This window comes from Geothermobacter hydrogeniphilus, from assembly GCF_002093115.1.
GTDB lineage: Bacteria > Desulfobacterota > Desulfuromonadia > Desulfuromonadales > Geothermobacteraceae > Geothermobacter_A > Geothermobacter_A hydrogeniphilus.
Window position 1 is genome coordinate 1 of sequence record NZ_NAAD01000037.1, and the last position, 12223, is coordinate 12223.

12 protein-coding genes are annotated in these 12223 nt (G+C 59.6%); 6 read left to right on the forward strand and 6 right to left on the reverse strand.

The features are described 5' to 3' along the window. Nucleotides 1–217 precede the first annotated feature (217 nt). From B5V00_RS16300 to B5V00_RS16320, 5 genes are all read left to right on the forward strand, one after another. Nucleotides 218–658, forward strand: a complete 441-nt coding sequence (locus tag B5V00_RS16300) for an RrF2 family transcriptional regulator (RefSeq protein WP_085011870.1) — start codon at nt 218–220, stop codon at nt 656–658. A 19-nt stretch (nt 659–677) separates the two neighbouring features. Then, nucleotides 678–899 (forward strand): DUF3820 family protein, encoded by a 222-nt coding sequence (locus B5V00_RS16305; RefSeq protein ID WP_085011871.1) that lies wholly within the window; start codon nt 678–680, stop codon nt 897–899. Nucleotides 900–1082: 183 nt separating this feature from the next. Beyond that, the gene (locus B5V00_RS16310) at nt 1083–2243 is read left to right on the forward strand and encodes a NifS family cysteine desulfurase (RefSeq protein WP_085011872.1); all 1161 of its coding nucleotides are present in this window, start codon (nt 1083–1085) and stop codon (nt 2241–2243) included. A 150-nt stretch (nt 2244–2393) separates the two neighbouring features. Beyond that, the gene (locus B5V00_RS16315; RefSeq protein WP_085011873.1) at nt 2394–3359 is read left to right on the forward strand and encodes an iron-sulfur cluster assembly scaffold protein; all 966 of its coding nucleotides are present in this window, start codon (nt 2394–2396) and stop codon (nt 3357–3359) included. 63 nt (nt 3360–3422) lie between these two features. Beyond that, the gene (locus B5V00_RS16320; protein WP_085011874.1) at nt 3423–4403 is read left to right on the forward strand and encodes a lytic murein transglycosylase; all 981 of its coding nucleotides are present in this window, start codon (nt 3423–3425) and stop codon (nt 4401–4403) included. An 89-nt stretch (nt 4404–4492) separates the two neighbouring features. Here the strand turns inward: B5V00_RS16320 and ilvC are convergent, their stop codons facing one another. Beyond that, the gene (gene ilvC, locus B5V00_RS16325; RefSeq protein WP_085011875.1) at nt 4493–5965 is read right to left on the reverse strand and encodes a ketol-acid reductoisomerase; all 1473 of its coding nucleotides are present in this window, start codon (nt 5963–5965) and stop codon (nt 4493–4495) included. Nucleotides 5966–6107: 142 nt separating this feature from the next. On the opposite strand from ilvC, the gene ilvY reads away from it, so the two are divergent. Then, nucleotides 6108–6992, forward strand: coding sequence for an HTH-type transcriptional activator IlvY (ilvY, locus tag B5V00_RS16330; RefSeq protein WP_085011881.1), 885 nt, complete (start codon nt 6108–6110; stop codon nt 6990–6992). A 431-nt stretch (nt 6993–7423) separates the two neighbouring features. Here the strand turns inward: ilvY and B5V00_RS16335 are convergent, their stop codons facing one another. The 5 genes from B5V00_RS16335 to B5V00_RS16355 all read right to left on the reverse strand — a co-directional run bounded on the left by B5V00_RS16335 (nt 7424) and on the right by B5V00_RS16355 (nt 11508). Next, a complete protein-coding gene (locus B5V00_RS16335) occupies nt 7424–7951 on the reverse strand; it encodes an Lcl C-terminal domain-containing protein (protein ID WP_172399790.1) in 528 nt (175 codons plus the stop codon). Between the two features lie 194 nt (nt 7952–8145). Further along, nucleotides 8146–8940 carry an Lcl C-terminal domain-containing protein gene (locus B5V00_RS16340; protein WP_085011877.1) on the reverse strand — a complete coding sequence of 265 codons (795 nt, stop codon included), beginning with the start codon at nt 8938–8940 and terminating at the stop codon, nt 8146–8148. Nucleotides 8941–9343: 403 nt separating this feature from the next. After that, nucleotides 9344–9574 carry a hypothetical protein gene (locus tag B5V00_RS16345; RefSeq protein WP_085011878.1) on the reverse strand — a complete coding sequence of 77 codons (231 nt, stop codon included), beginning with the start codon at nt 9572–9574 and terminating at the stop codon, nt 9344–9346. A 297-nt stretch (nt 9575–9871) separates the two neighbouring features. Beyond that, nucleotides 9872–11170 carry a type II toxin-antitoxin system HipA family toxin gene (locus B5V00_RS16350; protein ID WP_085011879.1) on the reverse strand — a complete coding sequence of 433 codons (1299 nt, stop codon included), beginning with the start codon at nt 11168–11170 and terminating at the stop codon, nt 9872–9874. Then, on the reverse strand, nt 11167–11508 hold the full coding sequence (locus B5V00_RS16355; RefSeq protein ID WP_085011880.1) for a helix-turn-helix domain-containing protein: 342 nt from the start codon (nt 11506–11508) through the stop codon (nt 11167–11169). The genes B5V00_RS16350 and B5V00_RS16355 overlap by 4 nt, the downstream gene beginning before the upstream one ends. Nucleotides 11509–12223: the final 715 nt, after the last annotated feature.

Consider the following 12223-nt stretch of genomic DNA (forward strand, 5'->3'; position numbering starts at 1 on the left):
CCTCGCACCTCGCACCTCGCACCTCGCACCTCGCACCTCGCACCTCGCACCTCGCTCCCTGAACATGCCCGCGACTCAGACAACTGTCAAGAAACTCGCAACACCTCGACTCCCGACGGGACTCACAAAACCGGAGCCGGGTTATTGACAAAAACAGATATAAAAAGTATTCATAACCGTAATTGTCGTTTTAATCTGCTTTTTTCAGGAGGCCGATGTGCTGATCACCCGAGCTACAGAATATGCCATTCGCGCGCTGCTCTACCTGGCCAAACAGCCGAAGGGACAGATCGTTCTGAAGAAGGACATCTGCGCCAGCCAGGACATTACCCCGGCATTTCTGACCAAGATCCTGCAGCCGCTGATCAAGGACGGGGTGGTCGGTTCGCAGCGGGGCGTCGGCGGCGGATTCTTCCTGATCAAGGATCCCGAAGAGGTCACTCTGCTGGATGTCGTCAAAGCTGAAGAGGGCCCCCTCTACCTCAACCACTGCATTGCCGAAGCAGGCATCTGCGAACGGGATGTCTTCTGCCCGATGCACGGCGCCTGGCGCAACATCCGTGAAGAACTGATGCAGACCCTGGCCCGGTACAGTTTCGCCGAACTGGTTGCGATGGAAGAAGAGAACCTCAAACGCCTGGGCAACACCTCCACCTGACCTTTTTTCCGCCTGCCCCATGGACATTCCAACCATTGATCACCGGCAGCTTCTGGAACTGGCGGCGGCACGCATGCCCTTCGGCAAACATGCCGGACAGCGGCTGCTCGACCTGCCGGAACCCTACCTCGTCTGGTTCGCCGGAAAAGGATTTCCACCCGGAAAACTCGGCACCCAGCTGCAGGCCGTCTACGAACTCAAAATCAACGGACTGGAACATCTCCTTGATCCATTGCGTTGACCGTTCTATCCACCTTCCCTCCACTTGTTGATCCCCGTCTCCGGGCAAATGCCCGACAATTTTTGTCAGATTTATTGACGCCGGCCATTTTTTCGTTTATGTTCGCAAATGTCGATGCCGGAGTCCGCCATCGAACGCTTTGTCACGAAGCGGGAATCGCCCATCAACCCATCAGGATCGAACATGGAACGAATCTACCTTGACAACAATGCCACCACCATCGTCGACCCGGCAGTGCGCGACGCCATGGAACCTTTCTACTGTCACATGTACGGCAACCCGAACTCGCTTCATTCCTTCGGCATCGAGGTGCGCCCCTACCTGCACCAGGCCATGGAACAGCTCTATACCGGAATCAACGCTGCCGACGAAGATGATATCGTCATCAATTCCTGCGCCACCGAGGGCAACAACACTGTCATCCTCGGTTTCTATTTCAACCTGCTGAAGGACACGCGCAAGAAACATATCATCACCACCCAGCTCGAACACCCCTGCATCCGCGAATCCTGCCGTTACCTTGAAACCCACGGCGTCAAGGTCACCTACCTCGCCCCGGACCATGACGGCATGATCACCGCCGAGGCGGTCCGGGAAGCGATCACCGACCAGACCGCGCTGGTGTCGGTGATGTGGGCCAACAATGAGACCGGCCTGATCCTGCCCATCAAGGAGATCGCTGAGGTCTGCCGGGAACGTGGCGTCTACCTGCATACCGACGCGGTGCAGGCGATCGGCAAGATCAAGGTTGATGTGCAGGAGGTCCCGGTCGATTTCCTCACCTTCAGCGCCCACAAGTTTCACGGTCCCAAGGGGGTCGGCGGGCTCTATATCCGCAACGGGGTCAGCCTGCCGCCGCTGCTGCACGGCGGTGAGCAGATGGGCGGCCGCCGCGCCGGCACCGTTGATGTCCCGGGGATGGTGGCGATGGGCAAGGCGATGGAACTGGCCAACCAGCACCTGGCGTTCGAACAGACCGAAGTCCGGCGTCTGCGTGACAAGCTGGAAGATGCCCTGCTGAAGATAGATGACGTGCTGGTGGTCGGCAAACGCGAGCTGCGCACCCCCAATACCGTTTACGTCAGTATCCGCGGCGTCGAGGGGGAAGCACTGATCTGGGATCTGAACCAGAACGGCATCGCCGCCTCGACCGGCAGCGCCTGCGCCTCGGAATCCCTGGAAGCGAGCCCGATTCTGACCGCCATCGGCGCCGACAAGGAACTGGCCCACACCGGCGTGCGCCTGTCCCTGTCGCGCTTCACCACCGAGCAGGAGATCGATTTCACGATCTACACCATCAGCAAGGCGGTGATGCGGCTGCGGCAGCTGTCGACGTCGTATTAAACAAAGAAGATCGGCCAAGGGCGAAGGGCCAAAGGTTTTAGTCGGTTTTTTCCCTTTTGCCTTTGGCCGTCAGCCATTAGCCGCCAGTTGGTTGGATATTTCCCCGGCGGCCCGAAAGATTTACCAAAGAACTGAACAGGAGCAACAACCATGGGCAAAAGTGACCTGATCGGCGGCGAACTCTGGGAACAGTATTCGAACAAGGTTGCCGACCGCATGAACAATCCGCGCCACTTCGGCGTCCTCACCGAAGACGATGCCAAACAACTCGGCGGCAGACTGGTGATTGCCGACGAGGGGGCCGAATCCTGCGGTGACACGGTGCGCCTCTTCTGGATCGTCGATCCGGAAACTGACATTATCAAGAAAGCGACCTTCAAATCCTTCGGCTGCGGGACCGCCATCGCCGCCACCGACATGATGGCCGAAATGTGCATCGGCAAGACCGTCGACGAAGCGGCGAAAATTACCAACCTCGACGTCGAGCACGCCCTGCGCGACGAAAAGGACCAGGCCGCGGTGCCGCCGCAGAAGATGCACTGCAGCGTCATGGCCTACGAGGTCATTAAACGCGCCACCTCGATCTACCGCGGGGTCGATATCGCTACCCTGGCCGAAGCCGATATTGTCTGCGAATGTGCCCGCGTCACTCTGCAGACGGTCGAAGACGCGATCCGCATCAACGACCTGAAAACGGTCGAGGAAATCACCGACTACACCAAAGCCGGCGCCTTCTGCAAATCCTGCATCCATCCCGGCGGCCACGAAAAGCGCGAACACTACCTGGTCGACATTCTCGCCCGGGTGCGGGCCGAGATCGAACGCGAACGCAATCCTGACCAGGTCCCGTCCGACTTCACCAAGCTCTCCGTGGTCAAGCAGATCAAGGCCATTGAAGCAGCCCTCGACCAACATATCCGCCCGGCACTGGCCCGCGACGGCGGCGGTATCGAACTGGAGGACGTCACCCCGGGCGAGGACGGCACCGTGCTGGTCCACCTCGCCTACCAGGGCTCCTGCAAAGGCTGCGCCGGCAGCCTGGCCGGTACGCTGACTTTCGTCGAACGAACCCTGCGCCAGGAGGTCAGCGACAAGATCCGCGGGGTCGTGGTCTGACGTCAGAGTTTACCGAACAGGCCGACAGAATCAACCCCGACAACCCATGACAGGGAATTCGCCATGCAGATGTTCGTTCATCTGCTACTGATAAGCTGCATCTTCGCACTGGCGACTCCCGCCGGAGCGGCGGAAAAGAACCGCACCTTCCGGACCTGGCTGGCTGAATTGCGCGCAGAGGCCCGGACGGCGGGGATATCGCAGCAGACCATTGACAAGGCCCTGGCGACAGTCTGGACGCCGCGCAACCAGGTCATCAGGCTTGACCGCAACCAGCCCGAGTTCAAACAATCGCTCAAGGCCTATGTCGCGAACCGTATCAACGACCGACGGGTCGCCAACGGTCGAACCATGCTGCGGCGCTATCCGACCTGGCTCGGCCGTGTCGAGCAGCGTTACGGCGTTCAGCGACGCTTCATCCTCGCCCTCTGGGGCATTGAAACCGGCTATGGCGAGAACAGCGGCAATTTCCCCGTGATCCGCTCCCTGGTCACCCTGGCCTACGACAGCCGCCGTTCCGACTATTTCCGCGGCGAACTGATCGAGGCGCTGAGGATTCTCGACGCCGGGCAGGTTCGCCTGGCACGCATGAAGGGCTCCTGGGCCGGGGCGATGGGGCAATGCCAGTTCATGCCCTCCGCGTTCCGTGACTTCGCCGTCGACGCCGACCACAGTGGCCGCATTGACATCTGGGGTTCAATCCCCGACGTGCTCGGTTCCATCGCCAACTACCTGTCACGCTCCGGTTGGAAGGACGACCAGACCTGGGGCCGTGAAGTGAAGCTGCCGAAGGGGTTCGACTTTTCCGTTGTTGGACTGGAAACCCGCCTGCCCCTCTCCCGCTGGCAGGCCCTCGGCGTACGGCGCAGCAACGGCCGCACCCTGCCCCGCCGCGAGATTGAAGCCTCGCTGATTCTCCCCGACGGTCCCAAGGGCCCGGCCTACCTGGTTTACGACAATTTCCGCGTACTGCGCAGATGGAACCGTTCCAACGCCTTTGCCGTGGCGGTCGGCACCCTGGCCGACCGGCTTGCGGCTCCCTGAACCGCCTCCGGGGGAGATGGACAAAAAAATGACCGGACGACCACAGGGGTCGTCCGGTCATTTTTCGGTCAACTGGCTGATGGAACAGGTCAGAGGATCGGCTTCATCCCTTCCATCGCCGCACGCAGTTCCTCACCGACCTCCTCGACAAGGTGACAACGAATCGCTTCGTTGACGGCGACCAGGGTCTGGTTATCGACCTGGTTGTCCTTGACATCCAGTCCCTTGCCGATCACGTCGGTGCCGACTTTGGCCATGAAGTCCTGCAACAGCGGCACGCAGGCATGGGAGAAGAGGTAGCAGCCGTACTCGGCAGTATCGGAGATGATGCGGTTCATCTCGTAGAGCTTCTTGCGGGCGATGGTGTTGGCGATCAGCGGCGTCTCGTGCAGCGACTCGTAGTAGGCCGACTCCGGCTCAATCCCCGACTCGACCATGGTCTCGAAGGCGAGTTCGACCCCGGCCTTGACCATGGCGACCATCAGGATGCCGTGGTCGAAGTATTCCTGCTCGGTGATCCCGCTGGCGGACTCGGTGATCTCGAAGGCGGTCTTCGAAGTCTCCTCGCGCCAACCGAGCAGCTTGGCGTCATCATTGGCCCAGTCCTCCATCATGGTCCGGGAGAACTCGCCGGAGAGGATGTCGTCCATGTGCTTGATGAAGAGCGGACGCAGGATCTCCTTCAGCTCTTCGGCCAGCTTGTAGGCGACCAGCTTGGCGGGATTGGCGAGACGATCCATCATATTGGTGATGCCGCCGTGCTTGAGCGCCTCGGTGATGGTCTCCCAGCCGTACTGGATCAGCCCGGCGGCGTAGCCGGCCTCGATGCCGCCGGCGACCATCTTGTCGAAGCAGAGCAGCGAACCGGCCTGCAGCATACCGCAGAGAATGGTCTGCTCACCCATCAGGTCGGACTTGACCTCGGCGACGAAGGAGGATTCGAGCACCCCGGCGCGGTCACCGCCCTGGGCCGAGGCAAGCGCCTTGGCGATCTCCAGGCCGTCACCGTTGGGGTCGTTCTCACCGTGTACGGCGATCAGGGTCGGCACCCCGAAGCCGCGCTTGTACTCCTCGCGCACCTCGGTGCCGGGGCACTTGGGAGCGACCATGATGACGGTCAGATCCTTGCGGATCTCGGTGCCTTCTTCGACGATGTTGAAACCGTGGGCATAGGAGAAGACCGCGCCCTGCTTCATCAGCGGCACCACGGTTTCCACCACGTTGCTGTGCTGCTTGTCGGGAGCGAGGTTCATGACGATGTCAGCGGTCGGCAGCATCTCCTCGTAGGAACCGACCTTGAAACCGTTCTCGGTGGCGTTGCGCCAGGACTGGCGCTTTTCGTCGATGGCGCCCTGACGCAGGGTGTAGGCGACATCGAGCCCGCTGTCACGCATGTTGAGCCCCTGGTTGAGACCCTGGGCGCCGCAGCCGACGATGACGATCTTCTTGCCCTTGACGTACTCGCAGCCGTTGGCGAACTCAGCAGCTTCCATGAAACGACAGGTGCCCAGCTCCTGCATTTGGCGGCGGAACGGCAACGAACTGAAATAATTCTGAGCCATGATTCTCTCTCCTTTAGAGGTCAGCGGAATTGTGTGGTCTGATCCGGGATGCAATCATAACGCACTTTAAAGGATGCGCATTGTTGCGTAAATTGATTTATTGTGGATATTGTGTTGCTAAATATGCAATATTGAAATGATCATGGATATCAACGAACTGGAAATCTTTCTCAGCGTCGCCGAACAGTTGCACTTCGGCCGCGCCAGCCAGGCCTGCAACCTCAGCCCCTCGGCGCTGACACGTACCATTCAGCGGCTGGAGACCCAACTCGGACAGACCCTGTTTCTTCGCGATAACCGCAGCGTTGCCCTGTCCGCAACCGGAGAGCGATTTCGCGACTATGCCCGCAAGGCTGTCAGCGACTGGTACAGCTTCCGGGACAGCCTGCGGACCAGTGATGAAGTTTCGGGCAGTCTCTCACTCTACGCCTCGATCACCGCCGTCTACAGCCTACTGCCGGATCTGCTGGAGGCTTATCGCCAGGCCTATCCCGAAGTGCATCTCGAACTGCGTACCGGGGCCGCCGAGCAGGCCCTGCCGCAACTGCAGAGCGGCCAGATCGACGTGGCCGTCGCCGCCCTGCCGGACCGCCTCGGCCCCCGGATCGAATTCCTGCCGATCGCCACCACACCGCTGATCTTCATCGCCCCGGCCGTCAAAACCGGCAACGGCGCCCCGAATGACATCCCGTCTTTCAGAATGGCGGACACCCCGCTGGTGGTGCCACGCGGCGGCCAGTCACGGCGGCGCCTCGACCAGTGGTTCAAAGAACAGCAACTGCGTCCGAACATCAGCTCCGAAGTCTCCGGCAACGAGGCGATCATCGCCATGGTCCGGCTCGGCGTCGGGGTCGGCGTCGTCCCGCAACTGGTGCTGGAACGCAGTCCCTTCCGCGACGAGATGCGCATCCTGGAAGATGCCCCCCGACTCGAACCCTACATCGTCGGACTCTGCACCAGCCGCAAAAATCTCCGCCGCCCGGCGGTCAAGGCCTTCTGGCAACTGGGGGAACAGGGCTCGGGCTGAAACCTGAATCAGTGAGAAGAGACAAAAAACACCCTGGAGACCAGGAGGGTGAGTCATCCAGGGCGAAGAAGGAGGCAGCGTCCCGCCTCCGTGAAAAGCGTTGTGGAGATGCCTGCTTGATTCCGCTGCATCTAATTTGAGTATAGACCCCGCTGTTGCGGGGGTCAAACCGGCTCCAGAAAAAAGGGCCGCAACCCGGACATGCCGGCTGTGGCCTGGGCGGGAATCGGGGAACATTCTATATTGTCCCCCTGTTCCTCTCGGAATTTTCTTCCAGTGTGGGAGCTAACACCAGTCAAGGCGCTACGCGCCATGCCTGGCGCACAACACAAAAAGCCCCGCAACCGAAGCTGCGGGGCATAAGACGAATTTGTTCGCGTAAGCTGAATTTATGAATTACAGGGCGAAATAAAAAACACCAAAAGGTCAAATCACTGTCCGCCGCGCACGAGCCGAACGCCGTATTCGTTGCTCTTAATGTCGATGCTGTCAAAGCCATTGTAGAAATCGACGAACCACGCGCCGGTATCGCCCGCAGAAGGCGAAGCCGACCAGAAAAACGAGGAGGGTGTTGCCGGGAAGATATCCAGATTGATGACCGGATCGACACATTGGCGCTCGACGATGGAGTTCAGTTCCTTGATATTGGGCAGGCGCCAGTCAACGTGGCCGGCGAAGCCTCCTCCGTTGTTGACCGCCGAGGTCTGCTGCAGGGCCCCTTGCCAGGTGTAATTTACGGCGGAGCCATCACAGCCGAAGGTGGTGGCATTATAGCTCTGCCCTTCGGTACATTTTTTCCACATCAGCTCGGTGACGCTGTCAACCAGTGTCCCGTCGCCATTGTCCGTAAAGCGGCTGGTGGGCGTTGATGCCGTGATACTGGCGGTCTGGCAGGTTTGGGCATAAACATGGGCGAGTGGCAACAAACACAACACAAGAGTCAAAATAATCCGTTTCACTGACTGCTCCTTTACATATAGGTAAGTCATCGCCTGGCGACGCAGGTTGGTACCCAGAGCATACTTTGTGATAACGCGGAAACCCGCGCACCGCTTACTCAAGTACCGTCATCAGACGCACAGCGTCACACCAGATCGGCAACTGTTCATAGCGGGACATGATTCAACCCTTGAAAAAAGGCCAAAAGGTCAAATTACTGTCCGCCGCGCACGAGCCGAACGCCGCCGTAGCCGCTCTTATAGTCGATGACGCCATAGCCATAGTAGAAATTGACGCCCCACGCGTTGTCGGTAACGCCCGCAACGGGCGAAGCCGACCAGAATAAATTCTGCGTCGCGTTGGGAAAGTAAGCGGTATCGATAATCAGGGAACCAGCTACGGAATAATCAACGACAGATCGTAATTCTTCCATCTGCGGCAGCCGCCAGTCATTGTAGCCGCACAGACCGACCGCATTGACCGCAGTGACAAAGGCCCGGGTGTCGCAATCGATACCGCCATTGCATCGGCCGCCGTTCTGATCACCGGCACTGCCGCCATTGGTCGCCGGGTCGGTATTGTACCAGGTATAGAGATTGTACAAGTCACGCAGGCCACCATCATTGGCCTTGACCTCCCAGGTCAGACCGGTGACATTGTCACGCACACAGTCCCAGGGAGAGGTGGCGTAATCAGCCGACTGATCCGCCAGCGGCGCCCCATCACTGCCGAGTTTGGTGAAATCGAAACCAGCCCGGCCGCCACCAATTTTGGTCAAGGTTCCTGCGGCGGCCTGGGCGTCACGACCGTATGAGGCATCCTGACCTTCAAAACCAGCGGGTTCGCTGGTCAGAGAATTGCTGGTGCTGTCTGCGAACAGGACAATTCCGGTGTCGTTGAGTTTCCGGGTAACGGGTTGCTGCGTCACCGGGGTTGAATCCCCACCGGAACCGCCGCAGCCAGCCAGAAACAACAGAAGACACGCAAGAAAATACAAAGAAAACCGCATGAATCACCTCCTTGGCAAGCAGACCGGACAAACGTTTCCAACTGAAACGGAAGTCCGCTGAAAAACATGACGAGAGGGGAGGGTTGACTGACAGGCCGGGATTCAACGTGTGACAGAACGCAACTTGCCACCTCCAACAAAAAATCTCTCATTAAAATGAGAGATAAGACATCTTCTTTCCCGAAAAACGGCTTGTCAACAAAAAAACACGCAAAAGCCGGAAACAACAGCCCGGCTCAGAGCTGAATCAGGTCAGAGTTCGCAGAACTCCTTGCCCCCGATCAGGCCCGGAAGCAACAGGACCGCAAGCGCCCCCGAACAGAGGTTGATCCATGAAGAACAGGAATCATAGTATGGATGAATACGTTTTTCTTGCAAAGTAGCCTTTATATGTCGTTGCGTTTCAGTTGGACGGTAAAGAGTTCTCAGAAAAGCCTTCAAATGCGTCTTGAACAATTTGCTGCACCACTGCCCGGCCCCTGCGTTCAAGACGCGAGCGCGGCGGGCACTCACCCTCAATGGCAAAGCTTGCCCGGCTGTCTGCCAGAAGCAGGAAGCTTGCCGCCCGAGCCACCAGATGACCTTCCGTTCGACCGATTGTCTGTCTCACCTGATCGTCCAGCCCGGCTTCCATGAAGGCCTCCAGGCGTTGTGTCCGGCAGATGACGGGACAAAAGCCGGGAACCCCCAGGAGATTGTTGCGAACACGGTAACACTTCGAGAGGACCGGCTGCCCCGTGACGTAGTCTTTCGGATCAAGAAAGTCGATGGCCGCCCCCCAACACTACCGTTGAAGGCGGTCGAGACGGGCCCGGATGCAAGGCGTCTCGCAACTGAAGGAGTGAGTCGTAGTCCCTGGCTACGTCGCAGCGACTGAAGGCGCGGGCAACGCAGCAGATGTGCGGATATCGGCCGCCGCCCTCCCTGCTGCCTAGACCCTCAGGCCCCTGGCGATCCTGTCCCTCCATCCAGACTCAACCCCTGCCTCCTCGGCGTAGTCCGTCCAGCGGGACACAACGTTGCGCACCTGCCCGATGATGCTCTCCGCCCGTCCGCGTTTCATTGCCGCCGCCCCGGCGCAGGCCCGAAAATCGTCAAGGGTAAAACCGTCCCGTTTGCCATTGAGAGTCATCTGGTGACTGGATGTCCACTTGCCGGTCGGCTGAAAGCTGTAGGTCAGGTCAAACGCCGGAGCCAGCGACCAGTTGCCGCTTCGATCCATCAAGAAGGCGATATTTTTCACATGATCATCCTGGTTGCGGGCGAGGATATTGAAAACCATTCGCCTGAACATCTCCTCGACAGCGTCCATCGACAGATCCAGCCGACGAATCACCTGCAACGCCTGTTCATAACCATAGGCTCCGGCCAGGTTGTAATCGAAGTGCGCCAGGGCGCCAAGCGACTGCATATGGAGTTTCCCTCCGCCTCCGGGCCGATCAAAACGGCGGGTCATGAAATGCCGACGGCCGTTCTCCTCAAGCAACCGGCATTCGCTCATGGCGATCCCGGCATCTGTCGCCATCCGGTAGTAGGCATACTCGATGACCCCGTAACCCTTCGGATCCTCCAGTTCCCGGTCCCGGTTTCCCGTCACCCCGTCAAACTTGAGCAGCCAGTGCTCGAATCCGGGATCAGCCTTCACCTGGCCGGAACGAACCTCGTTGGTTGCCGGGTTCCAGGCGATGACCGCCTTGGCCCGAGCGCCGCCGGCCGAGGTTCCAACCCGCAGGATGTCACGCAGGGCCTTCGCCCGCCGGTCGACGCCGGCAAAAGAGGCGTGCAGGGCGTTGCGCCGGGTCAGCACCTCGGAGGCCAGTTCAACCAGCCGGTCGATCTCGATGCGGACCGCTTTCCGGGCCTTCGGCCCGATGGCCGGAGCATACTCAAGTGCCCCCATGCCGCGCATGCCGATATAGCACAGGCGTTCGACGGCGTTGAAACTCTCCGGGGAACGGCCCTGCGTCGCCAGCCAGGCATCGATCAGGGCATTCCCGAACCGGTCGGGCAGCGAATCGGCCAGCAGGCCCGGCAGTCCGCGAAAGGCTTCCCGGCCGAGACCGGGGAAGGAATAGACACGCCGGGACAGGGGCATGGTAAGTGGCGAGACCTCGATGCCGCTGCGGATGAAGGCAGGATCGTATTCAAACGCCGCGACCTGAGAGCCCTCGTTGACGGCAACGGCACCGATCGTCCTCCCCCACAACCTGACCTCGGCAACGGTACTCATTCCCCGTCCCCCCACTGCCAGCTGTCACCGGAATCCCGCGACCGCTTCGAGGACGCCCGGCGGCGCTCCTTGCCATGCAGCCTGAGCAACTCCATCGGCCGCGGCCCGCTCTCCGGAAGCGCCGCTACGAAGGCATCGAGAAGACCCAGCACCCGCAATATACGGACCAGGTTGGAGGTCTGGGCCGACTCGCCGGCCTCGATCCGTTCAACGGTGCGTTTCGCCACCCCGGCCTCGCTGGCCAGCCGCGCCTGGGTAAGGCCCTGGTCGATACGGCAACGGTTCAGACGCCGGCCGACTTCCTGCAATATCGCCCTGTCATTCATCATATTGTTCATGATATATCGCCTCTCTTGACGAGTTTTACGAGAAATATAGCACATATCGTCGCTTTTTACGAAATACGATTATGGAAGGCAATCGCATTAGTCGTCATATAATGCGACTTTTATAAATATTATTCGTTTTTTCGACTAATTTGGCGACTTGTAGAAAATAGACGCATGTTTTGTCACAAAGCCAAAACAGAACCGCCCCGAACCTGCAGAATGGTCCGGGGCAGCTCAAATGTCGTTAGATGCAAGGCACACGAGGACTGAAACCACAGGCGTAGCGGCAGCTACGTCGAGGATTAAGAGCCCCGAGGGCAACGCAGCAGATAGGCGGATATCGACCGTCCTCAGCGCTACCGTTGAAGGCGGCCGAGACGTATTCGGATGCAAGGCTTGCGAACGATGAACCCGCAGGTGTAGCGGCAGCTACATCGAGGAGCGAAGAGTGAGCATAACGCAGCAGACGGGTGCGTCTCGGCCGCCCCCAGCACTACCGTTGAAGGTGGTCGAGACGTGTGCAGATGCAAGGCGCCTCACGCGCCGAGGAATGAGGCGTAGCGGCAGCTACGTCGGAATGACGAGGCGCGGGAGCAACGCAGCAGATGCGTGCGTATCGGCCACCCTCGCACCCAAAGGCAGAAAAGCGCCCCGAATGTCTTACCCGCCGGCGCGGGTACCCTCCGTTCGGCAGACGTTTCGGGGCCGGGACGAAAACTCGGCT